The 24,928-nt window shown below is 37.3% G+C and carries 35 protein-coding genes; 33 read left to right on the top strand and 2 right to left on the bottom strand.

What is annotated here, in order from left to right:
• Nucleotides 1-2 precede the first annotated feature (2 nt).
• The 5 genes from rrp42 to xpf all read left to right on the top strand — a co-directional run bounded on the left by rrp42 (nt 3) and on the right by xpf (nt 2,896).
• Nucleotides 3-830, top strand: coding sequence for an exosome complex protein Rrp42 (gene rrp42 / locus WIW89_RS04065; RefSeq protein ID WP_337700750.1), 828 nt, complete (start codon nt 3-5; stop codon nt 828-830).
• 14 nt (nt 831-844) lie between these two features.
• Nucleotides 845-1,057, top strand: coding sequence for a 50S ribosomal protein L37ae (locus tag WIW89_RS04060; protein WP_156005136.1), 213 nt, complete (start codon nt 845-847; stop codon nt 1,055-1,057).
• Entirely contained in the window at nt 1,038-1,586 is a 549-nt protein-coding gene (locus WIW89_RS04055) for a Brix domain-containing protein (RefSeq protein WP_337719839.1), read from the top strand. The genes WIW89_RS04060 and WIW89_RS04055 overlap by 20 nt, the downstream gene beginning before the upstream one ends.
• Before the next feature lie 200 nt (nt 1,587-1,786).
• Nucleotides 1,787-2,164, top strand: a complete 378-nt coding sequence (locus WIW89_RS04050) for a prefoldin subunit beta (RefSeq protein ID WP_337700746.1) — start codon at nt 1,787-1,789, stop codon at nt 2,162-2,164.
• A gap of 27 nt (nt 2,165-2,191) precedes the next feature.
• Nucleotides 2,192-2,896, top strand: a complete 705-nt coding sequence (gene xpf / locus WIW89_RS04045; RefSeq protein ID WP_337700744.1) for a 3'-flap repair endonuclease Xpf — start codon at nt 2,192-2,194, stop codon at nt 2,894-2,896.
• A 1-nt stretch (nt 2,897) separates the two neighbouring features.
• On the opposite strand, the gene WIW89_RS04040 is transcribed toward xpf, so the two are convergent.
• Nucleotides 2,898-3,893, bottom strand: a complete 996-nt coding sequence (locus WIW89_RS04040; protein ID WP_337719838.1) for an NAD(P)/FAD-dependent oxidoreductase — start codon at nt 3,891-3,893, stop codon at nt 2,898-2,900.
• 213 nt (nt 3,894-4,106) lie between these two features.
• On the opposite strand from WIW89_RS04040, the gene WIW89_RS04035 reads away from it, so the two are divergent.
• Both WIW89_RS04035 and WIW89_RS04030 read left to right on the top strand, forming a co-directional pair.
• Complete coding sequence (locus WIW89_RS04035) at nt 4,107-6,320, top strand: elongation factor EF-2 (protein WP_337719837.1); 2,214 nt, start codon at nt 4,107-4,109, stop codon at nt 6,318-6,320.
• A 6-nt stretch (nt 6,321-6,326) separates the two neighbouring features.
• Nucleotides 6,327-7,052, top strand: a complete 726-nt coding sequence (locus tag WIW89_RS04030) for an HAD family hydrolase (protein WP_337719836.1) — start codon at nt 6,327-6,329, stop codon at nt 7,050-7,052.
• Here WIW89_RS04030 and WIW89_RS04025 read toward each other — a convergent pair.
• A complete protein-coding gene (locus WIW89_RS04025) occupies nt 7,049-8,449 on the bottom strand; it encodes a M28 family peptidase (protein WP_337719835.1) in 1,401 nt (466 codons plus the stop codon). The genes WIW89_RS04030 and WIW89_RS04025 overlap by 4 nt on opposite strands.
• Before the next feature lie 4 nt (nt 8,450-8,453).
• Between WIW89_RS04025 and WIW89_RS04020 the strand changes: the two genes are divergently transcribed.
• From WIW89_RS04020 to WIW89_RS03895, 26 genes are all read left to right on the top strand, one after another.
• Nucleotides 8,454-9,062, top strand: coding sequence for a DUF447 domain-containing protein (locus WIW89_RS04020; protein ID WP_337719834.1), 609 nt, complete (start codon nt 8,454-8,456; stop codon nt 9,060-9,062).
• Nucleotides 9,063-9,073: 11 nt separating this feature from the next.
• The gene (gene leuB, locus WIW89_RS04015) at nt 9,074-10,087 is read left to right on the top strand and encodes a 3-isopropylmalate dehydrogenase (RefSeq protein WP_337700732.1); all 1,014 of its coding nucleotides are present in this window, start codon (nt 9,074-9,076) and stop codon (nt 10,085-10,087) included.
• A 59-nt stretch (nt 10,088-10,146) separates the two neighbouring features.
• Nucleotides 10,147-13,293: an isoleucine--tRNA ligase gene (ileS, locus tag WIW89_RS04010; protein ID WP_337719846.1), complete on the top strand. Its 3,147-nt coding sequence runs from the start codon at nt 10,147-10,149 to the stop codon at nt 13,291-13,293.
• Nucleotides 13,290-14,054: a putative RNA uridine N3 methyltransferase gene (locus tag WIW89_RS04005; RefSeq protein ID WP_337719833.1), complete on the top strand. Its 765-nt coding sequence runs from the start codon at nt 13,290-13,292 to the stop codon at nt 14,052-14,054. Before ileS ends, WIW89_RS04005 begins: the two co-directional genes overlap by 4 nt.
• A gap of 56 nt (nt 14,055-14,110) precedes the next feature.
• Complete coding sequence (locus WIW89_RS04000; RefSeq protein WP_337700728.1) at nt 14,111-15,145, top strand: 50S ribosomal protein L3; 1,035 nt, start codon at nt 14,111-14,113, stop codon at nt 15,143-15,145.
• Nucleotides 15,146-15,150: 5 nt separating this feature from the next.
• Nucleotides 15,151-15,954 (top strand): 50S ribosomal protein L4, encoded by an 804-nt coding sequence (rpl4p, locus tag WIW89_RS03995; protein WP_337709527.1) that lies wholly within the window; start codon nt 15,151-15,153, stop codon nt 15,952-15,954.
• Nucleotides 15,951-16,199, top strand: coding sequence for a 50S ribosomal protein L23 (locus WIW89_RS03990; protein ID WP_337700724.1), 249 nt, complete (start codon nt 15,951-15,953; stop codon nt 16,197-16,199). The genes rpl4p and WIW89_RS03990 overlap by 4 nt, the downstream gene beginning before the upstream one ends.
• 10 nt (nt 16,200-16,209) lie before the next feature.
• On the top strand, nt 16,210-16,926 hold the full coding sequence (locus tag WIW89_RS03985) for a 50S ribosomal protein L2 (RefSeq protein WP_337709528.1): 717 nt from the start codon (nt 16,210-16,212) through the stop codon (nt 16,924-16,926).
• 40 nt (nt 16,927-16,966) lie between these two features.
• Nucleotides 16,967-17,389: a 30S ribosomal protein S19 gene (locus WIW89_RS03980; RefSeq protein WP_337700719.1), complete on the top strand. Its 423-nt coding sequence runs from the start codon at nt 16,967-16,969 to the stop codon at nt 17,387-17,389.
• A 3-nt stretch (nt 17,390-17,392) separates the two neighbouring features.
• Nucleotides 17,393-17,866, top strand: coding sequence for a 50S ribosomal protein L22 (locus WIW89_RS03975; RefSeq protein ID WP_337709530.1), 474 nt, complete (start codon nt 17,393-17,395; stop codon nt 17,864-17,866).
• Between the two features lie 2 nt (nt 17,867-17,868).
• Nucleotides 17,869-18,540, top strand: coding sequence for a 30S ribosomal protein S3 (locus WIW89_RS03970; RefSeq protein ID WP_337709531.1), 672 nt, complete (start codon nt 17,869-17,871; stop codon nt 18,538-18,540).
• Nucleotides 18,541-18,542: 2 nt separating this feature from the next.
• Nucleotides 18,543-18,791 carry a 50S ribosomal protein L29 gene (rpmC, locus tag WIW89_RS03965; protein WP_337719832.1) on the top strand — a complete coding sequence of 83 codons (249 nt, stop codon included), beginning with the start codon at nt 18,543-18,545 and terminating at the stop codon, nt 18,789-18,791.
• Entirely contained in the window at nt 18,791-19,021 is a 231-nt protein-coding gene (locus WIW89_RS03960) for a ribonuclease P protein subunit (RefSeq protein ID WP_337709534.1), read from the top strand. Before rpmC ends, WIW89_RS03960 begins: the two co-directional genes overlap by 1 nt.
• Nucleotides 19,021-19,365: a 30S ribosomal protein S17 gene (locus tag WIW89_RS03955; protein ID WP_337700708.1), complete on the top strand. Its 345-nt coding sequence runs from the start codon at nt 19,021-19,023 to the stop codon at nt 19,363-19,365. The genes WIW89_RS03960 and WIW89_RS03955 overlap by 1 nt, the downstream gene beginning before the upstream one ends.
• A gap of 5 nt (nt 19,366-19,370) precedes the next feature.
• Nucleotides 19,371-19,787, top strand: coding sequence for a 50S ribosomal protein L14 (locus tag WIW89_RS03950; RefSeq protein ID WP_337700706.1), 417 nt, complete (start codon nt 19,371-19,373; stop codon nt 19,785-19,787).
• A 1-nt stretch (nt 19,788) separates the two neighbouring features.
• Nucleotides 19,789-20,196, top strand: a complete 408-nt coding sequence (gene rplX, locus WIW89_RS03945; protein ID WP_337709536.1) for a 50S ribosomal protein L24 — start codon at nt 19,789-19,791, stop codon at nt 20,194-20,196.
• Nucleotide 20,197: 1 nt separating this feature from the next.
• Entirely contained in the window at nt 20,198-20,929 is a 732-nt protein-coding gene (locus tag WIW89_RS03940; RefSeq protein ID WP_337709537.1) for a 30S ribosomal protein S4e, read from the top strand.
• Nucleotides 20,926-21,459: a 50S ribosomal protein L5 gene (locus tag WIW89_RS03935; protein ID WP_337719831.1), complete on the top strand. Its 534-nt coding sequence runs from the start codon at nt 20,926-20,928 to the stop codon at nt 21,457-21,459. The genes WIW89_RS03940 and WIW89_RS03935 overlap by 4 nt, the downstream gene beginning before the upstream one ends.
• 5 nt (nt 21,460-21,464) lie before the next feature.
• Entirely contained in the window at nt 21,465-21,629 is a 165-nt protein-coding gene (locus tag WIW89_RS03930) for a 30S ribosomal protein S14 (protein WP_337700699.1), read from the top strand.
• A 5-nt stretch (nt 21,630-21,634) separates the two neighbouring features.
• Nucleotides 21,635-22,036 (top strand): 30S ribosomal protein S8, encoded by a 402-nt coding sequence (locus WIW89_RS03925; RefSeq protein WP_337700697.1) that lies wholly within the window; start codon nt 21,635-21,637, stop codon nt 22,034-22,036.
• Between the two features lie 13 nt (nt 22,037-22,049).
• A complete protein-coding gene (locus tag WIW89_RS03920) occupies nt 22,050-22,604 on the top strand; it encodes a 50S ribosomal protein L6 (RefSeq protein WP_337709539.1) in 555 nt (184 codons plus the stop codon).
• A complete protein-coding gene (locus WIW89_RS03915; RefSeq protein ID WP_337700693.1) occupies nt 22,594-22,986 on the top strand; it encodes a 50S ribosomal protein L32e in 393 nt (130 codons plus the stop codon). The genes WIW89_RS03920 and WIW89_RS03915 overlap by 11 nt, the downstream gene beginning before the upstream one ends.
• Before the next feature lie 5 nt (nt 22,987-22,991).
• On the top strand, nt 22,992-23,447 hold the full coding sequence (locus WIW89_RS03910; protein WP_337719830.1) for a 50S ribosomal protein L19e: 456 nt from the start codon (nt 22,992-22,994) through the stop codon (nt 23,445-23,447).
• Nucleotides 23,448-24,038 (top strand): 50S ribosomal protein L18, encoded by a 591-nt coding sequence (locus tag WIW89_RS03905; RefSeq protein ID WP_337719829.1) that lies wholly within the window; start codon nt 23,448-23,450, stop codon nt 24,036-24,038.
• A complete protein-coding gene (locus WIW89_RS03900; RefSeq protein ID WP_337719828.1) occupies nt 24,038-24,682 on the top strand; it encodes a 30S ribosomal protein S5 in 645 nt (214 codons plus the stop codon). The genes WIW89_RS03905 and WIW89_RS03900 overlap by 1 nt, the downstream gene beginning before the upstream one ends.
• Nucleotides 24,679-24,928: uL30 family ribosomal protein (locus WIW89_RS03895; protein ID WP_337719827.1), on the top strand; the 250-nt coding region annotated here is incomplete at its 3' end. The genes WIW89_RS03900 and WIW89_RS03895, both read left to right, overlap by 4 nt.

Genomic DNA, 24,928 nt, shown 5'->3' with positions numbered 1-24,928 from the left:
AAATGTCAGTTACACCTTCTAATCAAAATATAGTCCCGTTTGTTAAAAAGGAGAATATACTAGCAGCATTAGATAGAGGAGTCAGGATAGACGGCAGAAAGTTGAACGAATATAGAAAACTTTCGATAACTTTGGGATATGCAAAAAAAGCTGAGGGCTCGGCTCTAGTTAAGTTAGGTGACACTACTGTTTTAGCTGGTGTAAAACTAGAAGAAGAGGAACCATTTCCAGATACTCCAAATCAAGGTAATTTGGTCGTTAACGTTGAGTTATTACCATTAGCTTATGAGACTTTTGAACCCGGCCCACCAGACGAGAACGCTATTGAGTTAGCAAGAGTAGTTGATAGAAGTTTAAGGGATTCCAAGGCTGTAGATCTATCAAAATTAGTGATTATACCTGGTAAAAAAATATGGACAGCATGGGTTGACGTCTATGTACTTAACTATGACGGAAATATACTTGATGCTTGTACTTTAGCTTCAGTAGCCGCGTTGTATAATACAAAGTTACCTAAGATAGAGGTAGAGGGAGAGAATGTTCGTATTATAAGAGAGGAAAAAACTGATATTATTCCAATTAATTATCCAGTTGTTACTGTAACTGCAGCGAAAATAGGAAACCATATTATTGTAGATCCGAACATTGATGAGGAAAGTATAGCTGATGTGAAGTTATCAATCTCATATACTAGAGATGGTAGGATAGTTGGTATGCAGAAGAACTTCAGTGGTAGTCTAACTTTGCAAGATGTAGATATGATGGAGAATATAAGTAGGAGTGCAGCTCAATATTTACTCGAAGAACTTAAAAAGTACCTTAACCTTTAAGAGTGTGAAGAACTATGGGGAAAGTTACCGGAATAGCAGGTAGATTTGGACCGAGATATGGATCATCGCTGAGGAAAAAGTGGAAAGAAATAATGGAGAAAAGGTATAAAGATCATCAATGTCCTGTGTGTAAAACTACCGGTAAGGTAGTCAGGTTAGCGGCCGGTATATGGTATTGTGAGAAGTGCGGCGCAAAGTGGGCGGGGCTTGCCTATACGCCGTACTAGAGTTATTCTCACGTCTACTAGAGACGCCCCGGTTAGAGTTAGATCGTTTTTGAATGAACTCGAAGATATTATACCTTTCTCAAAGCGTATAAACAGAGGTAGACAAAGCCTAGATGCAATTCTTAGGAAAGCCAAGTTTTTTCAAGCATCGTATCTTGTGGTTGTTGGGATAAGAAAGGGTAATCCTTGGTTTTTTCTAGTTTATGATCTTTATACCTCTTCTCTAAAGTATAACCTTAGAATTTTGGGAGTAACATTGAGGAAAGAGATACTAAAGGTCGAAAAAGATTCAAAAAAAGTAAGAAAAGGATGTATAGGGTCAATAGAACATGATACAATAAAGAAATTGTTACTAGATTTAGGCTATTATTCGATATCTTCATGTGATGCATATGCATACGGCGAGGCGATTATCACTGAAGGTAATAAGAAGTTGTATCAAGTAAAGTTCTTAGATAACCAAAATAATATTTTAGGTCCCATAATTAGGTTTGATTATAATGAAGGTATTGATCGAAATCAAATTTGAGAATGTAGATGACAGCTTGAGGAAAATTTTGTTTAATTCGATATTATTGGAGAAGGTAGACCAAAGAGTAGTAAATATTGACAAGGATAAAAGTCTTATTATAATAAGTGCTAATTCGATAAGTAGGGGAAGAGCTATAATGAACTCTTATATATCCTGGATATACACAATAATAGAGACATTAAACAAGGTGAAAAATAATGACCGAAAGAATACCCCCCGAGCTTAAGGCTGAGATTGTAAAACTTCAGCAATTACAAGATCAACTTAATAGAGTATTAACAGAGAAAAGTGTTATAGATAATCAATTACGTGAAGTAAATAAAGTTTTGCAAGAATTAACTCAGCTACCTTCCGATGCTATAGTATATAAAATGGTAGGAAACTTATTAGTTAAGGTCAATAAAGACGAGATTCAGAAAGAACTAGACGAACAGAAGACTATACTTGAGTTAAGGTCAAGGACTTATCAGAACCAAGAGGCTAAGTTGAGAGCACAACTCGAAGAGAGGCAAAAGAAGGTCAACGAATTAATGGCTAAGTATTATCCACAAGGCAGTGGAGTACCAAAGGCTTAAGTAGTCATTACAACGATTTTTTATACTGTGTTACGCATTTATGCAGACTATAGGGAAAAGGAAAGTGGGATTCCAGATCTTCTTAAAGATTTTGGTGTGGTTGTTGTTTTAGAAAATTTAAGCGTTGCAGATTATGTGATATCCGAGAGGATCGGGGTAGAAAGGAAGTCGGTTTCTGACTTAGTAGCTTCAGTTTATGACAAGAGGTTTTTCGACCAGTTGTCAAGGCTGAAGGAAGCTTATGAAGAACCCTTCTTACTCGTTGAAGGGAAGCTAGATTATGTGAGAAATATTACGGATAAATGGGACGCGATAAATGCTGCCCTTATATCTGCATTAGTGGACTACGGAGTTAGGATTATCTATTCTACGAGCAAAAGAGATACTGCTTATATTCTATATAAACTAGCTGATAAAGTAGTAAATCATCAAGATAATGGATACAGAAGTATTATCAATCTTCATGATAAGCCTAAGTTTGAGAGCTTGAAAGATATACAAATATACGTCGTGGAGTCTTTGCCTCATGTAGGTAGTAAATTAGCGCCTAAGCTTTTAGAAAAATTCGGTTCAATAGAAGGATTATGTAAGGCCTCTATTGCAGAACTGGAAAAAGTCATAGGGAGCAGAAAAAGAGCTGAAGAAATTTACAGAGTTCTTCATACAAAGTATGTTGCTGACAGCGAAAATAGGCAGGAGAAAAAATCAGGAGGGATATTAGATTTTCTCTAAGTTACAATCTTAATTGCATACTGAATTTCTTTTTCTCGGCCTTCCAATCAACATTGACCGGTGGTAAGCCAGATTTACTCCTAAGATAATTGTATGCCGATAAGGCTGCCTTAACTCCCTCCGCTGCTGCTACTGCTGCTTGTTTGTAGGGAGTTGATGTCACATCACCAGCCGCAAATACACCCTCCATACTTGTTTTTCCTAGCTCATCAACTATAATTTCTCCTTTATCATTTAATTTCACTAAATCTTTTACAAAGTCAGTTCTCAGCTCATAACCCATCTCTATAATAACTCCTTCTACCTCTAACACCTCAGTCTTTCCGTCTTTTAAGTTACTTATCACTATTCTAGAAACTTTCTGATCTCCTTGTATTTCCTTTACAGTATACCCTAAATATAACTTTATATTATTGTTACTAAGTACACCCTTAACTAGATTTTCGTCTGAACCTACTAACACTGCGGATCTAGATATATAATAAGCTGGCTTTGCATATCTGGAAAGTAACTCTATCGCCTCTAACCCCGGTTCTCCTTCACCTACTACAGCCGCAGGTTTGTCTTTAAAGAAAGCGGCATCGCATATTGCACAATATGACACACCTTTTCCTTTAAATTCTTGTTCTCCTTTCACATGGAGTTCTCTAGGAGTTTTACCGAATGCAAGGATCAAAGTCTTTGCTATATACTCTCCTTTTATTCCCTTTACTAAGAAAATATCTCCCTTTTTCTCGATCTTATTTATTTCTTCTCCGTAAATAAACATAGCTCCGAATTTTTTAGCCTGCTTCTCTACTTTTTGAGCTAAGGCAAGTCCGGTAGATGACTCTATTGCGGGATAATTCTCTATAAGTTCGGTCAACGTAAGTTGTCCTCCTAAATCTTTTGACACTACTAATGTCTTCATTTTCTGTCTTGCTGTATAAAGGGCTGCACTCAAACCTGCTATTCCGGCTCCAATTATGATCACATCATATACAATATTTTCGCTCATATATTGATTAAGTAAGTTCTTATAATAAAAATTTAATTTATGAAACAATCTTATTGGATATTTTCGCTCATATATTGAGTAAAATTGATAATCAATGAACTTTAATTAATTATTCTCATAGTTGAGAAAGTTATAAACTATCGTAAGTATAACTCCCAATACACTTTAATATTCAAACTCATTACTTACTAACTAAATACGGTGATATAAGCCTTGCCACGTTATAAGACAGTAGAACAAGTACTGTCTTTAATGAAAGATGTAACAAGAGTTAGAAATATCGGTATAATTGCTCATGTAGATCACGGTAAAACTACAACGAGTGATACATTATTAGCAGCATCAGGAATTATTTCCCAGAAAGTTGCTGGTGAGGCATTAGCGTTAGATTATCTATCTGTAGAGCAACAAAGAGGTATCACAGTAAAGGCTGCTAACGTCAGCCTCTACCACGAGGTTGAAGGTAAAGGTTACGTAATTAACTTGATTGATACACCAGGTCACGTAGATTTTAGCGGTAGAGTAACTAGAAGTCTTAGAGTTTTAGACGGATCCATTGTTGTTGTTGACGCAGTAGAAGGAGTAATGACACAGACAGAAACAGTATTGAGGCAGAGCCTCGAAGAAAGGGTAAGACCTATTCTATTTATAAACAAAGTAGATAGATTGGTAAAAGAGCTAAAACTTAGTCCTCAAGAAGTTCAGAAGAAACTTACGGATCTGATAATGGAAGTCAACAACTTAATAGAGATGTATGCTGAACCAGAATTTAAAGAGCAATGGAGAATTAGACCAGAACTAGGTAACGTGGTATTTGGTTCAGCTAAGGATAAGTGGGGATTCACGGTCCCCATGGCAGCTAAAAAGGGAGTCAAATTCAGTGATGTAGTAAACGCTTACTCAAGCGGAGATAAATCAAAGATCGAAGAATTAAGTACAAAATCTCCCATACATGAGGCTCTTTTAGACACTGTAATTAGGTTAGTTCCGAACCCGAGAGAGGCTCAGAAGTATAGAATTCCGAAGATATGGAAAGGCGACTTAGACAATGATTTAGTAAAGGCAATGCTCAATGCAGATCCTAACGGACCTATCGTACTCATGATCAACGATATGAAAGTTGACCCTCATGCCGGTCTTGTTGCTACTGGTAGAGTGTTCTCAGGAACTTTGAGAGCTGGAGAAGAAATCTGGCTTGTGAACGCTAAGAAGCAGCAAAGAGTTTTACAAGTAAGCCTTTACATGGGTGCAACGAGGGAATTAGCCGAAGAGATTCCAGCTGGTAACATTGCAGCTGCACTAGGTCTTGACGCGGCGAGGTCAGGTGAGACAGCAATAGATGTGAGGTTCAAAGACACTAATTTTGGAAGCTTTGAGAGCCTACACTACGTTTCAGAGCCAGTAGTGACTATTTCAGTAGAACCGAAGAATCCGAAAGACTTAACTAAGATGATTGATGCTTTAAGAAAGCTAAGTATTGAAGACCCTAACTTAGTTGTAAAAATTAATGAGGAGACTGGCGAATACTTGCTTTCAGGTATGGGATTCCTTCATTTAGAAGTATCGTTACAACTATTAAAAGAGAATTACGGTGTAGACGTAGTAACAACACCACCAATTATAGTTTATAGAGAAAGCATAAGAGCTAAGAGTCAAGTGTTTGAAGGTAAGTCGCCCAATAAGCACAATAAGTTGTATATAAGTGTAGAGCCGTTAAATAATGAGACTATCGAGCTTATTGCGAACGGTACAATAAAGGAGGATATGGACAATAAAGAGATGGCTAAGATATTGAGAGATAATGCTGGTTGGGACTATGATGAGGCTAAAAAGATAGTGGCGATTGATGAAAACATAAACGTCTTCGTTGATGCAACCAGTGGTGTACAACACCTGAGAGAAGTAATGGACACTATAATCCAAGGATATAGGCTAGCTATGAAAGAGGGTCCATTAGCATTTGAACCCGTTAGAGGAGTAAAAGTAGTGCTTCACGACGCAGTAATACATGAAGACCCAGCCCATAGGGGCCCAGCTCAGTTATACCCAGCAGTGAGAAATGCGATTTTCGCGGGCTTCCTAACCGCTAAGCCCACATTATTAGAACCTTTACAGAAGCTTGACATAAGAGTACCAATGGAGTATGTAGGTAATGTATCTGGAGTTATAACTAGGAAAAGAGGAAAAGTACTTGACATGACTCAAAGTGGAAACGTTGCCAGAATTACCGCTGAGATCCCAGTATCAGAGTCTTTCGAATTAGCCAGTGAATTGAGAGCAGCAAGTGCGGGTAGAGCATTCTGGGGAACTGAGTTTAGCAGATGGGCTCCAGTTCCAGACAGCTTACTAACTGATATCGTTATGAAAATAAGGGAGAGAAAAGGAAAGCCCAAGCAATTGCCTAAAGTTGAGGACTTCTTATCGTGATTTTATATGGAAGAGATTAACGTTTTTAGAAATACTAATGCTATTTTTTTCGACTTTGATAATACATTGGTTTCTTTTGAGGAAAAATCACACGAAGCATTACAGAAAGTAGTAGATGATATTTACAATTACGTAGTAGAGAATTATTCAAATAATAAGCTTGAAAAAAATGAAATTAAGAAAGTTGTTTTTGAGATAGCTAAGTCTTTAGATGAAGAAGGCGTTTATGACAGAAAAATATGGTGGCAGACAGCTTTAGATAGGTTGGGAATCAAAGCAGGGATGGAGGATTTATACGAATGGACGCAAATTTATTGGAGCGTTGCATCCAATAACGTGCCTTACGAGGATGCATTAGACCTTATTGAGTACTTAAAGAGGAAAGGTTTCAAACTAGGCATAATAACAAATAGTGATGGAGAGTGGGGAGATAAGAAATCAAGGCTTTCAAAGTTTCCTCTAATTTCTTATTTCGACATAATCATCATAGGAGGAGAAAATAATATCAAGCCTAAGCCTAATGTAGAACCGTTTATAGTTGCTTGTGAAAAGATGGGCCTTAATACTAATTCATGCGTTATGGTAGGCGACGATCCAGTAAAGGATTGTTTAGCGGCTAAAAAAGCTGGATTAAGAGCTATACTTATTGATAGAAAAGGGCGAGTTAAATACGCTGAATTATATGCGGATTACGTCGTAAACAATCTAAAGGAATTAGAAGAAATATTCTAAAATATATCTGATAATAGAGCGTAGAATTTTTTAGTCTCTTCTCTGTGCAGACGATTTAAATACGTGAAATAATTGACCTCGTTAGAACCTTCCTTGTGTTCTATTTCCCCAAAGTCTTCTAGTGCTACATAAACATCAAAGTAACTTTCCTTTATTCCCTTAAGCGTGTGGAAAATTGTAGTCATTATTTTTCCGTTAGAATAGAGGATTGATTTATAAAGAGGAAGGATTGTATTATAATCAAATCTTTTACCTTCAATGTTAGTGATTAATGTTCTAATTTCTACCGGTAGCTCAATAACTTGGTTTTTAATATAGTTCATAAAAACTTCCAATGAAGTTAGCCTAGTATTCCTTAAGGTGTTTATTATCAAAGGGATAATATTTTCCTCTATTATTTTAGCCTCCTCTACTGTCAATATATCGTGACTAGAATGATAATACTTATAATTTATGGAATGAAAGGATATGGTTGGGATTCCAGCACTTAAGAATCTATAACTATCTGTGTAAGGCGACGGATAACTCACATCTGTGATGTTATTAGAAAGGGGTATAGACAATATTGGCGTGTAGTATACATAGAGAGAGTCGGCTATATTATCAAGCGAAAGAACAAACTTTGTACCCTCAAGTCTCTTTGCATTATTTTCCACGAACGTTTTAGAGCCACATGCCCACGAGAAACTTTCAAAATAACAACCGCTCTCTTCTGCAGTAAATGTTATAGCATGGATTTCGTTATCATACTTTTCATTCATGAGTTCAGTCAGTAACGCTACTCCAACGAGATCGTCATGCTCGCCGTAAAACCAATGGTCGTGATGCGCAGTAACATATATTTTTTCATCATTCTTGCTGTTAGATATGCCTTCTATACTGTAACCAATAGAATTTTTAAAGATATTCTCAGTATAGAATCTGCATTTACCTTTAAGAAATTTAAGCGCATTTTGGGTTACGAAAAATGCTGGAGTATAAGGTGGAGGTTGAGGAGAATTCTGGAGTAATATTCTATTTTTCAAAACTACCTTTCGTAAAGTATCATCGTTTAATGTAAAAATTAGTACTTTTCCTTCGTTACCAAGTAATCCGTATTTTACGTTTAGTTCCGTCAAGTTATTCAAACTAATTATCTTATAGTTCTCAGTCTCGAGATCAGCTGAAGGCGAGTAAGGTAGTGTAACTATATCGCTTTTAGGAACTTTTCCCCCCTCACATTCTATTTCTAGTTCCTTATTAGACCAACTAAGGACTTCAGTCGGGTATATCTTAATTTCATCGAAGTGGGGCTCGAACTGAGCCTTAATTTGCTTTACAAGATATTTTTCTTTCCTATCTCCGCTAACTACTTCCCCGTATCGTGAAAGCTCTTTTACCTTTTCATATAATCCCATATTTATGAGTGTAGTTGAAGATTACATAAATAAGGTATTCCCTCACAATGGAGTTTTTGAGATCATACTCGGAACCTCAGGTATATCTGAAAATCTTTCTCCTATCGGTATAATTAGGGACGGAAATAATTACTTTTCAAAAATTTTTAGGAATACGTTAACTTATTATAATCTAAAAGCGAGAAACTCATGCATAATTAACGTTACTCACGATCCTATGATTTTCTATAAACTTTTATTTGACGAAAACAGTCCTGACTTAGGGAAAAAAATATACGACGGTATCCCTTACTTAGAAAATGCCATAAGTATTCTTTCTAACTGCGAAGAAGCGGAAGTAAAAAAGGAATTCTCTATTTTCGAGTATAGATTTGTAAAAATAGTTAACGAAGGAGTTATCTATAAGGCGTTCAGCAGGAGCGATTCACTATTTATTGATTTACTTGTGCATGTAACGAGACTCGATATTTACTCGAAGGAGGAATTGGAAACGTATTCAACAGTGATACAATATGAAGTGAAAACTATAGCCAGGCTATCGCCTAATCTTTTGGAAATTCTTAGGGATCTTGTCGCATTAATTAATGCTAAAGGGTTAAAAATCAGTTTATAATGCTTATTATGATGAGCTTCACAGTAGCCCTTATTCAAGGAGATGGGATAGGTCCAGAAATAGTGTCAAAGTCAAAAATAATCTTAGCTAAACTCAATGAAATATACAGCTTACCTATAAACTATGTAGAGGTAGAGGCCGGTGATAGGGCTCTAACTAAATACGGGGAGGCATTACCTAAAGAAAGTCTTAAAATTATAGATAAGACTGATATGATCCTTAAGGGACCTGTAGGGGAGTCAGCTGCTGATGTTGTTGTAAAACTAAGACTTATGTATGATATGTACGCCAACTTAAGGCCTGCTAAGTCTCTACCAAATGTTGAAAGTAAGTACTCGAATGTAGACATTTTGGTTGTGAGAGAAAACACAGAGGATCTTTATAAGGGCTTTGAGTATATTGCGGCTGACGGGGTAGCGGTAGGTATGAAAATAATTACATGGAAAGCCTCAGTAAGAATAGCTCAAATGGCGTTAAATGAAGCTTTAAAAAGAAGGAAGAAAGTAACATGCGTTCACAAATCTAATGTAATGAGGGTTACGGATGGTTTATTTGCAGAGGCATGTAGAAGTGTGCTAAAGGGTAAAGTCGACTATTCTGAGATGTACGTCGATGCGGCTGCCGCTAATTTGGTGAGAAATCCTAATATGTTTGATGTAATTGTTACAGAGAACGTTTATGGGGATATACTAAGTGATGAGGCTGGACAAATAGCTGGAAGCTTGGGTATATCTCCTTCTGCAAATATTGGGGATAAAAAGTCTTTATTCGAACCCGTTCATGGTGCCGCTTTCGATATTGCTGGCAAAAATGTAGCAAATCCTACGGCATTCTTGTTGTCTGTGGCGATGATGCTAGATAGGATGTATGATTTATCTAAAGAGGATAGGTATGCAAAAGCTGCAGATGCTCTGCGTAATGCCATTTATAAAGTATACGAGGAAAAGAAACACCTAACCCCTGATGTAGGGGGTAACAGTACCACGGACGAGCTGGTAAATGCGATTTCCCATTATCTAAGTTAATGCTTAAATAACGTTAGTTAATAATTCAAGTAAGGTGATGTAAATTATCTCAGCGTCAGATAAGACCCCTAAATTCTAAATTTGATCCTCTAAAAATGGAGGATGAAGTATTAAAATACTGGAATGATAATAATATATATAAAAAACTTAAAGAATATAATAATAAATTACCTAGAAAGTTTCTATTCATAGACGGACCTCCTTATCCTTCTAGCCCCATTCCTCACATAGGTACGGTATGGAATAAAGTGATAAAAGACTGTATATTACGTTACGAGAGACTAGCTGGTTATCGTACTTACGACCAGCCAGGTTACGATACTCATGGTTTACCGATAGAAGTTGCTACCGAAAAGCAATTAGGTATACAAAAAAAATCAGACATTATAGAAAAAATAGGGGTTGCAAACTTTATAAATAAATGCAGGGAGCTAGCGTTAACTAACGCCTCAGCCTTAACACAGAACTTTAAGAACGTGGGAGTCTTCATGGATTGGGATAACCCTTACTATACTCTGGACAGCACGTATATTTCTAACTCTTGGGCAGTAATAAAGAAGGCATATGAAAGAGGACTTCTATATAGAGATGTCCACGTCTTACATTGGTGTCCTAGATGCGAAACTACGTTAGCGGATTATGAAGTTTCTGAGTACAGAGACCTCGAGGATCCCTCTATATATGTAAAGTTTAAGGTTAAAGGAACACCGAATAAATATCTACTCATATGGACGACTACGCCATGGACGATCCCTGCTAATGTATTTATCATGATAAATAAAGAGTTTGAGTATGCCGAGGTCGAAGTAAAAGGCGAGATTTTGATCATCGCAAAGGATAGAGTGAGAGAAGTTATGAAAGACGCCGGAATAACAGAGTATAAGGTATTAAGGATATTTAAGGGAGATGAATTAATAGGGTTAGAATACGAACACCCTCTACGAGATATAGTACCAGCACAATCTAAAGCTGAAGGATATCATAAAGTTGTTGATGCAGGCGAGAATGTAACCTTGACTGAAGGTACTGGATTAGTTCATTCAGCACCAGGTCATGGTGATGTAGACTTTGAAATAGGCAAAAAGTATAACATGCCCGTTCTCATGTTTGTTAATGACCAAGGAATCTACACGGAAGAGGCTGGTAAGTATAAGGATAAAAAGGTAAGGGAAGTTGCGAATGAAATAATAAATGACCTGACGGATAGAAACGCTTTACTATATGCAGGTAAAATCGTTCACAGATATCCAGTATGCTGGAGATGCAAGAGTCCATTAATACTAAGAGCTATAGAACAATGGTTCATCGGCGTGTCTAAACTCAAGAACGAACTTATGTCAGAAATTGATAACGTGAATTGGGTTCCTGAGTGGGGGAAGACTAGGATAGGAAATATGGTTAAGGAAATTAGAGATTGGGTTATAAGTAGGCAAAGATTCTGGGGAACGCCCTTACCTATATGGGTATGTCAGAAATGCGGAAATACAATAGTTGTAGGTAGTAAGGAAGAGCTGAAGAAAGTTGCAATAAACGACGTACCCGAAGACCTTCACAGACCTTGGATAGATAATGTTAAAGTTAGGTGTAATAAGTGTGGAGGAGAAGCTGTAAGAGTTCCAGATGTTGCAGACGTATGGTTTGACAGCGGTGTAGCATTCTTTGCAAGTTTAGGCGAGAATTGGGAAAAAACCTGGCAGGAGATAGGTCCCGTAGATCTTGTGTTAGAAGGGCATGATCAGCTTAGGGGTTGGTTCTTTAGCCTCTTAAGAGCTGGAGTTATATTACTGGATAAAGCTCCTTACAAATCGGTTTTAGTTCATGGGTTTATGCTTGACGAACAAGGTAGAGAGATGCATAAGAGCCTTGGGAACTATGTTGAGCCTTCTCAAGTGATCAGTAAGTATGGTAGAGACGTTCTGAGACTATGGCTATTGAGAAATACTACTTGGGAGGACGCTAAATTCTCGTGGAAGTCTTTAGATCTTACTAGGAGGGATCTTAACGTAATATGGAACGTTTACGTGTTTGCATCCACTTATATGAATCTTGACAACTTCGATCCGAATCAATATACATTTGAATCACTAAAGCGGTATCTCAAACCAGAAGATAGATGGTTATTATCTAGGTACTACAGAATGCTAAGGGAAGTTACAGAAGCAATGAAGAACTACAAAGTTCATGAACTGGCTAATAAGGTTACGACGTTTATAACAGAAGATGTAAGTAGGTTCTATCTTAGGTTAACCAGAAAGAGAGCATGGAATGAAGCTAATGACCCTGATAAGATAGCGATGTACTATGTGTTGTATCAGGTTCTCAAAGGTTCGTTAATATTGCTATCTACAGTAACTCCCTTTATAGCGGAGAAAATTTATCATGACTTCGTTGTTGACGGATTGGAGTCAGTTAGTATGGAGAGAGTACCAGAGGTAAAAGAAGAGTTTATTGATAAAGAGATAGAGGAGGCATTTGAACTGGCTAAAGAAATAGCTGAAGCTGGTCTTAATGCTAGAGCTAAAGCTGAGATAAAACTAAGGTGGCCGATAAAAGAAGCATATGTATTCTTAGTTTCTGAGCAAGATCGTAGGTTAGTTAGTAACATAATAGATGTATTAAGGTCAATGCTTAACTCCAAGGAGGTTAAAGTAGAGGGTATTGAGGGCTATAAGAGATTTAGTAAAGTAAAGGCACTTCCTAATAGAGGAACTATAGGTCCAGAATTTAAGAAACTTTCAGCTAAAGTAGTGTCCTATATAGAGGAGAACGGAGAAGATGTTGCTAACGATATTGTAAACAAAGGAATACATGAAACAGTAATCGAAGGACAACCCGTCCAAATAAAAGTAAATCACGTCAATATTATAGAGGAAACTCAGCTTGGGTATGTTTCTGCAAGGTTCAACAAAGGTGTAATTGTAATCAATAAAGAAATTAGTAAAGAGGAAGAAGAGGAAGGAATAATAAGAGACCTTGTAAGGAGAATACAGTTCATGAGGAAGGAACTATCCCTTAATGTTAACGATTATATAAATCTTACAATAAAAGCACCAGAAGAGAGAGCGTCTATAATTAAGAAGTGGATTAATTATATAAAAGAAGAGACTAGAGCAAAAGAAATAACAATCGGTGAAGCCAAAGGAGAAGTAGTTATAGATTGGGAAATAGAAGACGAAACATATACGATAGGAGTAAGCAAGGCTTGATTTTTCCCTACCCTAGAAGGAAAAAGTTAATCGTTATACTCTTTATCTCAATTTTAGACGTAGAGAGCTCACTGAGCGAAATTACCATAAAACTATCTTACGTATTGAGAACTCTAGCCGAGTTCAGAGTAAGCGAGGTTTTATGGGTATATGAGACCGAGAAAGAGAGGAAAGGCTGGAAATTGATTAAAGAAATTTCTGATTATGCACTTACACCTCCTTACTTAAAGAAGTACATTCCTAAAAGAAAGTCTCTCTCTAAGGTCGGACTTCTTCAACCTCTCAATATTACGTCTCACCAAGTTTCGCCAGAATTTATTGAAGGAGAGATCCGTCTGGGCAAAAAGGGAGATTTCGGGCTTAGGTTCTCCTATGATTATTTTCATTCCGATTATGTTATAGTAAGTGATAGCTTAGCAAAGAAGGTTAAACCTTACTCCTTTTACCCTTATTATAAAGGGTTTACTTCTAGATTAATATCCTATCAAAAGATGCTTGAAAAAGTGACTCATTCAGATAATGTAATTATAGCCAGTAGATCTGGAGTTAATCTAAGCCAGGTTGAAGGCAAGATTAGGGAGGTATATGAAGAGAAAGGATTATACTTAGTAATTGGCCCTCCTAAACACGGGGTTTTAAGGGATTTGCACGATTTTAAGGGGTTTATAGTAAATTTTATACCGAAACAAGGAGTTAAAGATGTGAGAGCTGAAGAAGCTCTCCAAGCCTCCTTAGCTTTACTTAACTTCATACTGAATTAAAATAGTTACACTTATAAGCTAATGGAATTTAAGAAAGAGGGACTGAGGGAAATTTAATGGGTCATCGTAAGTTATCCTCGCCAAGACGTGGATCAGCAGCTTTGCGTCCCAGAAAGAGGTCTAGAGAGTTCCTTCCAACTCCTAAGAGCTGGCCTATAATTCAATCTAATGAGCCTAAGCTACTCGGTTTTATTGGTTACAAAGCCGGAATGACTCATATTTTCATGATTGATGATAAACAAACTTCCCCAAATTACGGAAAGGAGATATACGTTCCAGTTACTATATTAGAAACACCGCCAATTATACCGGTTGCCTTGAGAGCTTACTACATTAACTCAAAAGGAGAACCAGCTGTTCTCACTGAATATTGGGGGGACATTAATGATAAGCTAATGAAGATATTGAGCGAGAGAAAGATAACTAATCTGAAATTAGATAAGGAAAAAATGAAGGCTAAACTTGATGAAATAACAAATAATCTGGATAAGATAATAGCCCTAAGAGTTTTAACTGTGACACAGCCTTATCTAGTTCCCTCTTTAGGGAAGAAAAAGCCCGATGTAGCTGAGATACAAATAGGTGGAGGTAGCGGTATAAAGCAGCAACTCGAGTATGCTCTATCAATACTAGGTAAGGAAGTACCGGTGAAAAATGTGTTCAAGGAGGGACAGTTGATCGATATTATTGGAGTGACAAAAGGAAAAGGATTCCAAGGAGTAATAAAAAGGTATAGTGTTGTTGAGTTACCAAGATGGCATAAGCACAGAAAAGGAAGCAGAAAAATAGGTGCTAGAGGTCCTTCAATATCAACCCCAAGTTATACTCCTCAACCCGGTCAGATGGGCTTCCACAGAAGAACTGAGTATAATAAGAGGATACTTAGGATAGGAGAAGATCTCAAAGAGATAAATCCAGCAGGAGGATTTGTTAATTATGGTTTAGTAAGGAACACGTACTTAGTGATTGAAGGATCCACCATAGGCAGCAAGAAGAGGCCGTTATTCTTGAGGTATCCTATAAGACCTACTTGGACTCCTCAGTCAGCTCCTAAAATAACTTATGTAAATCTGACCAGCCAACAAGGGTGAAAATTATGTATTTAGAACTAGTATCAAAAAAGGTTCCAATCCTAGATCTTCAAGGTAATAAAATAGAGGAGTTAGAACTACCAAGTTTCTTTAGTTACCCGGTTAGAAAAGATCTAATAAGAAGAGTGTTTATCTCAGAATTTACGAAATCACTTCAGTCCAAAGGAAGAGACCCTATGGCAGGGAAGAGAACAAGTGCATTAAGCTTTGGAATAAACCTAGGATTAGCCAGAGTTCCAAGAGTTAAGCAGAGCGGGGAAGCCGCACTAGCACCGAACACCGTGGGTGGAAGGTTAGCATTTCCTCCTACCACAGAAAAGAGAATAATAGAGGAAGTTAATGAGAAGGAGAAAAGATTAGCAGTGATAAGTGCACTTGCAGCCACCGCACTTCCTGAATTCGTAAAAGCTAGGGGTCATAGATTTTCAGCACAAGAGCTCCCAATAGTTGTAAGTGATGATTTAGAGAAGGTAGATAAAGCTAAAGTATTGGTTAACGAGGTATTTCCCAAACTCAGTGTTTATGAAGATATTGAGAGAGTTAAAGATAGAGTGAGAATAAGAGCGGGCAAAGGAAAAATGAGGGGTAGGAAATATAAAAGAGCAAAGGGTCCTCTTATAATTGTTTCAGACATTAAGGCTCCTATTGTAAAAGCTGGCTCAAACATAGAGGGAGTGGATGTAGTTGCGGCTAATTTAGTAAGCGTTATTCATTTAGCTCCAGGTGGTCATCCAGGTAGGTTAACAATATATACGAAGTCATCTATCGATATTTTGTCTAAAAGATTACAAGGGAGAGTGATTTCATGATAGTGAAAGAGTTTTTAGCCACAGAAAAAGCTATTAGACTACTTGAGTCTCAGAATATCCTGACAGTTATAGTTGATAAAAATGCTACAAAACCTCAAATTAAAAAAGAGATCGAAAATATGTTTAATGTAAAAGTAGAAAAAGTAAACACACTCATTACACCGCTTGGAGAGAAAAAAGCATATGTTAAGCTTAAGAAGGAGTTTAATGCGAGTGAAATAGCCCACAAATTAGGTATATTGTAAGGTGATGTAAATGGGTAAGAAGTTGCTCCAACAAAGAGCAGGACGTGGAGGAATTAATTTCAGAAGCCCAAGTTGGAGAAGAGTAGGTCCTGCAAGGTATCCCAACATTAATGGAGATCATAAAGGCAAGGTAACAAACATACTACATAATCCGGGGGTAAATGCACCGGTTGCACAGATTAAGTTAGATACTGGAGAAACGTTCTTCATTCCTGCTGTTCAAGGACTCACAGTAGGTCAAATAATCCAGATAGGAAGTGATGCTCCAGTTAGTAATGGTAATATAGTTGAAGTAGGCAACTTACCAGAGGGAACAGTAGTTTGTAATGTAGAAAAGACAAGGGGGGATGGCGGTAAATTCGCCAGAGCTGCTGGTGCTTACGCAACTATAATAGGAAGAAGTGGAGATAAAGTCTTGATAAAGCTTACCTCAGAAAAAATAGTTCAAGTAAGTGCATCTGCAAGAGCGACTATTGGTGTAATAGCCGGGGGAGGAATTACAGAGAAACCGTTATTAAAAGCTGGAAATAATTATTGGAAATATAAAGTTAAGGCTACTAAATGGCCACATGTAAGGGGTGTTGCTATGAACGCAGTATCACATCCACACGGTGGTGGATTACATCAGAGCGTAAGCAGGCCATCAACTGTTTCAAGGAATGCACCTCCAGGTAGGAAAGTTGGTCACATAGCAGCTAGAAGGACTGGAAGGCGTGAGGGAGCATGATTTTTTATTTAACTTTTAAATATGAATTTGGGGTGATTACGTGTCAATAGAATATCCATCAGAGTGGAAAAAGTTCAAATATAGGGGTAAGACGTTAGACGAACTTGTAAATATGCCTATGGATGAATTTATAAAGCTCTTACCCGCAAGGCAAAGAAGGTCTCTAACTAGAGGATTTTCAGATAGGCAAAGAAGACTTCTAGAAAAGATAAGAAAATATTTAAGAGAAGGAAAATATAATAAGGTAATTAAAACTCACGTAAGAGATATGATAATATTACCCGAAATGGTAGGTTTGAAGTTTGCAGTTTATAATGGTAAGGAGTTCGTTGAGTTTCAAGTAACGCCGGAGATGATAGGTCATTACCTAGGTGAATTCTCGATAACTACGAAGAAGGTAGAACACGGTGAACCTGGATTAAAGGCAACTAGATCAAGCCTATTCCTAGCTATGAAGGGATGAAATATGGCTTCATGGACTTATCCTCAATTATCTATACCTGAAGATAGAGCAGCTAAAGCTGTAATAACGAACGTGGACTCTTCAATACGTGATTTATATAATGTTTGTAAAGCTGTAAGAGGTATGAAATTGAATGAGGCTAAAGCTTTCCTAGAAAGAGTATTAAGGCAAGAAGAAGCGTTACCTTTCTGGAGATATTCTCATGGAGCATCCCATAGATCGAACATATCAGAGAAATGGAAAGTTAAGAGCGGTCGATACCCCAAAAAAGCAATAAAGTATGTGCTTAAAGTCTTACAAAATGCCGAAAATAATGCAACCGTAAAAGGGCTAGATATTGATAATGTAAGGATAGTTCACATAGCTGCGCATAGAGGAGTAACTATAAAGAGGTATATGCCTAGAGCCTTTGGCAGAGCAACACGTAAGTATAAATACACTTCTCATATTGAAGTAGTTTTGGCTGAGGTGGAGTAAATATGGTTTTGATAAAGAAATATTTCCTACAAAAGTCTATGATTAAGGTTAAGGTAGACGAATACTTAGCTAAGCAATTCTATAATGCAGAGTATGCGGGCGTAGATATAATAAAAACTCCTATTGGGACTAGAGTTGTTATATATGCTGGGAGACCTGCTTTCATTATAGGGAAGCAGGGTAAGACAATTAAGCAATTAGCGCAGATTTTGGAAAGACTGTTTGGGTTAGAAAATCCGCAAATAACCGTAACTACAGTTGAGAATCCAGAACTTAACGCGAGAGTTATGGCATTTAGATTGGCAATAGCTCTAGAAAAAGGGTATCATTTCAGGAGAGCTGCGTTCATAACAATCAGGAGAATTATGAAAGCTGGGGCTTATGGTGCAGAAGTTGTAGTTAGTGGAAAGTTAACATCTGAAAGAGCAAAATATGAGAAGCTTAAAGAAGGGATTGTATATAAGAGCGGACAGCAGTTAGAAAGGATTGTAGATAGGGCAATAGCAATCGCGATGTTAAAACCTGGTGTATACGGTGTTGAAGTCATAATTACAAAGCCCATGAAGAGTGTGGACAAGATAGAACTGAGAGAAAAACCAAAGGGAGGAGAAGAAGGAGGAACTGTTACAGTTACGAATGTGAGTTTCATCGACGAGAACAAAGGAGGTAGTTAAAGATGCCCTTAAATCCAAAGGAACTTAGAGAAAAAAATGTGAAAGAGTTACTCGATCAATTAAAAGAGTTACAGTCACAGATGTTAAAACTGAGGGCTGAGGCGAGATTAGGAACTTTAAAGAATACAGCTGCTATTAGAAATACAAGAAAGGATATAGCAAGAATATTAATTGTTTTAGCTGAGAAGAAGCAAGGGAAAACTGAACAAGCTACTTCTCAGTCTTCTTCTAAACAGGAGGCCAAACAATAGTGGATTTAATTGGTGGAAAAGTTACTATTTTATCTTATCCTGATTCTTCTCTTCTCAACAAATCTGGAGTTATAATAGATGAAACGTATAAGACTTTGGTTATAGACGTCGGTAAAAGGAAAGTTAGGCTCTTAAAAGAAAATGGAATTTACGCGATAATTTTTAAAGGTAGATTTTTTGTGGTATCTGGGATTAAGTTAGTTGGTAAACCCGAGAAAAGGTGGATGTGATGGGTAAAAAAGGTCAGCTGATTAAAAGCGTAGGTATAGAGGGTGTAGAAGCTCCTTCAAAAGCTTGTGATGATCAAAACTGTCCGTTCCATGGGAGTTTAAGAGTAAGAGGGTTAATACTAGACGGCATTTTAATAAAGTTTAAAGCTATGAGGACGGGAGTGGTTGAAAGAGAGTATTTATATTTCAACACGAAGTACAAGAGATACGAAAGGCGTAGAAGTAGGATTCATGTTCATATACCTCCTTGCTTAGATGTAAAGGAAGGGGATAAAGTTATAATCGGGGAAACTAGACCAATAGCTAAGTCAGTATCATTTGTGGTCTTGGGAAAGTCTAGGTGAGATATATGCCTGAGAAGTTAAACGTTTTAGGAAGTAGAAAAGGCTTCACTCCTGCACTACAGCATTACAGTAGAGTAGTTGTTGCAGATAACAGTGGCGCAAAAGAAGCTATGATAATCGGAGTTTATGGATATAGAGGAGTATTAAGGAGAGTTCCTTTTGCTAACATAGCTGATCTAGTAATGGTAAGTGTTAAGAAAGGGACTCCAGAAGTAAGGAAACAGAAGTTCAAGGCAGTTGTAGTTAGGCAGAGAATGCCCTTTAGAAGACCTGACGGAACGTGGATATCTTTTGAAGATAATGCTGTAGTAATTGTAAACCCTGATGGAACTCCTAAAGGTACGGAGATTAGAGGACCTATTGCTAGAGAAGCTGCTGAGAGATGGCCTAAAGTAGCAAGCATAGCCACTATGGTGATTTAAAATGGTTTCATCTAAGCCGGTTAAGCAAAGACGATTAATAAGAGAGTCACCCAAACATCTAAGACATAAGTTACTAACGGCTAAACTTTCAGAGGATTTAGAGAAACAATATGGAATTAAAAGATTGCCAGTAAGAAAAGGTGATACCGTGAAAGTTATGAGAGGAAACCACATAGGATATGAGGGTAAAGTCATCGATGTAAATACTAAGACTGGGAGGATTGCAATAGAGGGTTTAACTAGGAAGAAGGCGGATGGAACGCCGGTTTTCATTTGGGTTCATGCCTCTAAAGTTATGATAACTAAGCTAGATACTAGTGACAAAGAGAGAATCGCTACTATTGATAGGAAAAGAAAAGCTAGAGAGGAGTATCTGAAGAGAAAAGAGGATAAAAAGGAGGGAAGTTGAAATGACACACATTACACGATTTGAAGCTCCTTGGTTCTTAAAGGCACCTAAAAAAGAGTATAAATGGATAATAAGGGCTTCAGCTGGTCCCCATAAACTGTCCGAAAGCATACCTTTAGCTATTCTGTTAAAATACTATCTAAAAATAGCTGAGACTACGAGGGAGGCAAAAAGGGTAATTTTTGATGGTAAAGTACTTGTAGACGGTAGAGTTAGAAGGGATTATAAATATCCAGTAGGTTTAATGGATGTAGTTGAGATACTATCGGCTGATATAAGAGTGAGGCTTATTCCGAATAATTTAAGATTCTTAGATATAGTAAATATTAGTAAAGAAGATGCTAGATATAAATTTGTCAGAATTTTGAATAAGACCACTCAAAAGGGTGGAGACATTCAGCTAAACCTTGAAGATGGTAGGAATGTGTTGATACCTAAAGACAAATTGAAAGACTATAATTTATCTACTTTAGATACATTAAAAATAGAAATACCTTCGCAAAACATCATTAAGAGTTATTCGATAAAAGAAGGAAACTATGCCATAATAACGGGAGGTAAAAACGTCGGTATCGTAGGTAAAATAAAGAGTATACAATGGGCTAAATATAAAAGAAGAGTATATAGTATAGTGACTCTCGAATCCAGTAATGCAACCTACCAGACTAATCTTATAAATGTGATGGTCTTAGGAGAAAACGAGTTAGATCCAAACGTAGGGGTGAAGTTATGACTGAGCAGGCAGTTCAAAAAAACTTTATGAGAAGGATTATTCTAGATAAAGTTACAGTAAATATAGGCCTAGGGGAATCAGGGGAAAGATTACAGAAAGCTTATCAATTACTTCAAGATTTAACTGGAGCTAAGCCTGTATATACTAAAGCTAGAAAATCAATAAGAGAGTTCGGTGTAAGAAAGGGAGCACCAATAGGAGTTAAGGTGACCCTGAGGGGAGAAAAGGCTGTAGAATTTCTTAAGAAAGCATTAGCTGCTGTTAACTACAGAATTAAGGCATCGAGTTTCGACGATTATGGGAATGTAGGTTTTGGAATTACTGAGCACGTTTTAATACCAGGTACTAGGTATGATCCTGAGGTTGGTATATTTGGTATGGATGTCGACATAACTTTGATAAGACCTGGCTATAGGGTGATGAGGAGGAGAAGAAAGTATACAAGGATACCTAAGAGACATAGAGTAACTAAAGAAGAGGCAATGGAATTCCTTAAGCAAAGCTTTAATGTGACAATAATAGAAGGGTGATGGATATGGGTAAGTATAGACCTCCAGCTGAGAGAAAGCATGGTAGAGGAGTTCAAGTTTGCCAAAGATGTGGTAGTAGGGACTCTGTAATTCAGAAATACGAAATGTACTTGTGCAGACAATGTTTTAGGGAAGTCGCATATAATATGGGGTTTAAGAAAACGAGGTGACAGTTATGCCTTCCTTAAATCCTCTCGCAAATGCGTTAACTACACTTTATAATAATGAAGTAAGGAGGAAGAAGCAGGCAATAATCATGCCTGCATCAAAGCTAATAATAAATGTGCTCAGAGTACTCCAAAAGGAGGGCTATATTGGTGAGTTTGAATATATTGATGATGGTAGAGCAGGTAAGATAACAGTGCAATTACTGGGTAGAATAAATAAATGTGGTCCTATTACACCTAGATACCCCCTCACTTATAAAGACTTGTTAACTCTCCCCGACTATGTTAGAAAATACTTACCATCTAAAGAGATAGGAATACTAATAATATCAACTCCGAAAGGAGTGATGGCTCATAAGGAAGCTTTGAAAGAAAGGATAGGTGGAGTTGCACTTGGATATGTATATTGAGTAGGGTGGTAGGATGAAGGCAGTGTATTTATATGAGGAGATCCAGATTCCTGAAAAAGTGACAGCAAGGTTAGAAGGCACTACTTTGGTAATAAAAGGTCCTAAAGGAGAGATCAAAAAAGATTTCGGTTATGCAAAAGGGATTTTAATGAGGCAAGAGGGTAATAAGATAATTTTAGAGACTACATTTGCGGATAGGAGAAAGAAGTCTTTATTCTACTCGATTAAAGCGCATATGGAAAATATGATAACGGGTGTTACCAAGGGCTATAGGTACTACCTAAAGATAATATATACTCACTTTCCAATGACGGTAAAGGTAGCTGGAGACGAGGTTCAAATAACGAATTTAATAGGTGAGAAAAACGTAAGAAGGGCTAAAATTCTACCTGGTGTTAAAGTAACTGTAAAAGGAGAGGACATTGAAGTAGAAGGTATTGACGTTTATAATGTCTCCCAGACTGCTGCTAACATTGAAAGGGCTGCAAAGATAACAGGTTACGATAGAAGAGTATTCTCAGATGGCATTTTCATGTATAAGAAAGAGGTGATTGGCAATGAGAAGTAAAGAAATTTATAAAATTAAGGAAAAAATAGAAAAAATAAGAAGCTCAAAGCCAGATTTCTATAGATACGATTGGGATAAGTATTATAGGATAGGGAGGCAAGAGACATGGAGGAGACCAAAGGGAATAGACAACGCAATGAGATTAGAGTTAAAGGGATATTCTCCAAAAGTAAAAATTGGATATGGTAGTCCTAAGGATATCAGAGGTCTACATCCCTCAGGGCTTATTCCCGTATTAGTTAGTTCCGTTACTGACTTAGAAAAAATAAAGGACAAGAAGGATAAGGTCATCGTTATTTTAAGTAGCAAGTTAGGGTTAAAGAAAAGGTTAGAGTTATTAAAGAGGGCCGACGAATTAGGTATTCGTGTGTCTAATAGGTGATAACTATGCCAGAATTGGCTTTACAGAGGAGGTTAGCTGCTCAAATAAAGAAAGTTGGAGAGAACAATGTCAAATTTAACCCAGAGTACCTTGATGAGATCGCGGAAGCTTTAACAAGAAAGGATGTGAAAAAGCTAATAAAAGATGGTAAGATAATCATAGAAGAACGTAAGGGTATTAGTAACGGTAGACTCAAGGAGAGAAAAGAAAAAAAGAGGAAAAGAGGGGAAAGACGTAAGGAAGGTAGTAGAAAAGGTAAAGCCGGTGCTAGGAGAGGAAAGAAAGAGCAATGGATTTCTAAAATAAGAAAGATAAGAAAATACCTCAAATGGTTGAGGGATAATAATATAATCGATAAAAAGGCCTATAGGCTAGCTTATAAGAGAGCAAAGGGGAATGCGTTTAAGAGCTTGAATGATGTTAAAACGTTCCTAAATCAGTTAGGTTATAAGGTGGAGTAGATGGCTCACGGTTCAAATTATAAGGTTAAGTATAGAAGAAGGAGAGAAGGTAAAACCAATTATTATAAGAGATATGTATACGTCATCAGTAACACAATAAGGTTTGTACCTAGAATAACTAACGAGTATGTAATAATTAATGTTGCTAAATTCGATCCTAAGGGGGACGTAATGTTAGCTGTAGCTCACTCAATAGAACTAGTGAAGAAATACGGATGGAAGGGAGATACTAACAATACGCCTGCAGCTTATCTTACGGGCTATTTAGCAGGGTTAAGGGCTCTTAAAACTGGAGTCAAGAATGCGGTTGCTGATATAGGCTTATTTGTGCCGACGAAAGGAGGAAGAATCTTCGCAACAATAAAAGGTGCGATAGATGCAGGTTTACAAATTCCGGTAGGAGATTTAGGAGATATTGAAGAAAGAGTAAAAGGTGTGCATATATCCGAATATGCTAAGAAATTACAAGCTGAGAATCCAGAGTTTTATAACAAATTATTCTCAAGATATTTGGCTAGAGGCTTAGATCCTCAAAATCTTCCTCAACATTTTGAGGAAGTCCTCAAGAAGATAAAGGAGGTGGGTTCATAATGGCAGAAGAAGTTCCAGTTTTAAACCCAGAGGAGTGGAAACCTAGGACTAAGATAGGGCAGATGGTTAAAGAAGGGAAGATAACTTCAATGAAAGAGTTATTCGAAAAGAATTATCCCATTGTGGAGCCAGAAATAGTAGACATTTTATTACCTAAATTAAAGTATGAAGTTTTGGACATAAAGATAGTACAAAAGCAAACTGATGCCGGAGAAATATCGAAGTACAAGGTACTTATAGTAATGGGTAATATGGATGGTTACGTAAGCTACGGCACTGGAAAGGCTAAGCAACTGAGAGTCGCAATCCAAAAGGCGGTAAGAAATGCAAAACTTAATATTATCCCAGTAAGGAGAGGATGTGGTAGTTGGGAGTGTACGTGTGGCGAATCTCATAGCCTTCCCTTCAAAGTTTATGGTAAAGCAGGTAGTGTGGAAGTGTTCCTATTACCTGCACCGAAAGGAACAGGCTTGGTTGTAGGACCTGCTCTGAAGACATTATTAACTTATGCAGGAATAAGGGACGCTTGGTCGCGTACTAGGGGTTCAACGTTTACAACGGAGAACTTTATTAAAGCTGGTTATGATGCTTTATACAATACTTACAAGTTTGTGACTCCGACTGATTGGGGGAGAAAGAAATGACTGAGCTTATTGGTATCATAAGAATAAGAGGTTGGGCTGCAACACCGTGGTACATTCAAGACACTCTAGAGATGTTAAGGCTAAAACGAAGGTTTAGCGCAATGATCTATCCGAAGAGCTCGACGTTGGAGGGGATGTTGAAATTGACAGCTCCCTATATAACTTGGGGAGAGCTAAATGATGAAGGTTTAAACTTATTGCTAACAAGGCTGAAGACTATTGACGGGAACAAGGTAAATGAGGAGT

The sequence above is a fragment of the Stygiolobus sp. CP850M genome (genome assembly GCF_037389425.1).
Taxonomy (GTDB): Archaea; Thermoproteota; Thermoprotei_A; order Sulfolobales; family Sulfolobaceae; genus Stygiolobus.
The sequence above is the reverse complement of the archived record's forward strand: the minus strand, read 5'-3'. Positions and strand labels throughout refer to the sequence as shown.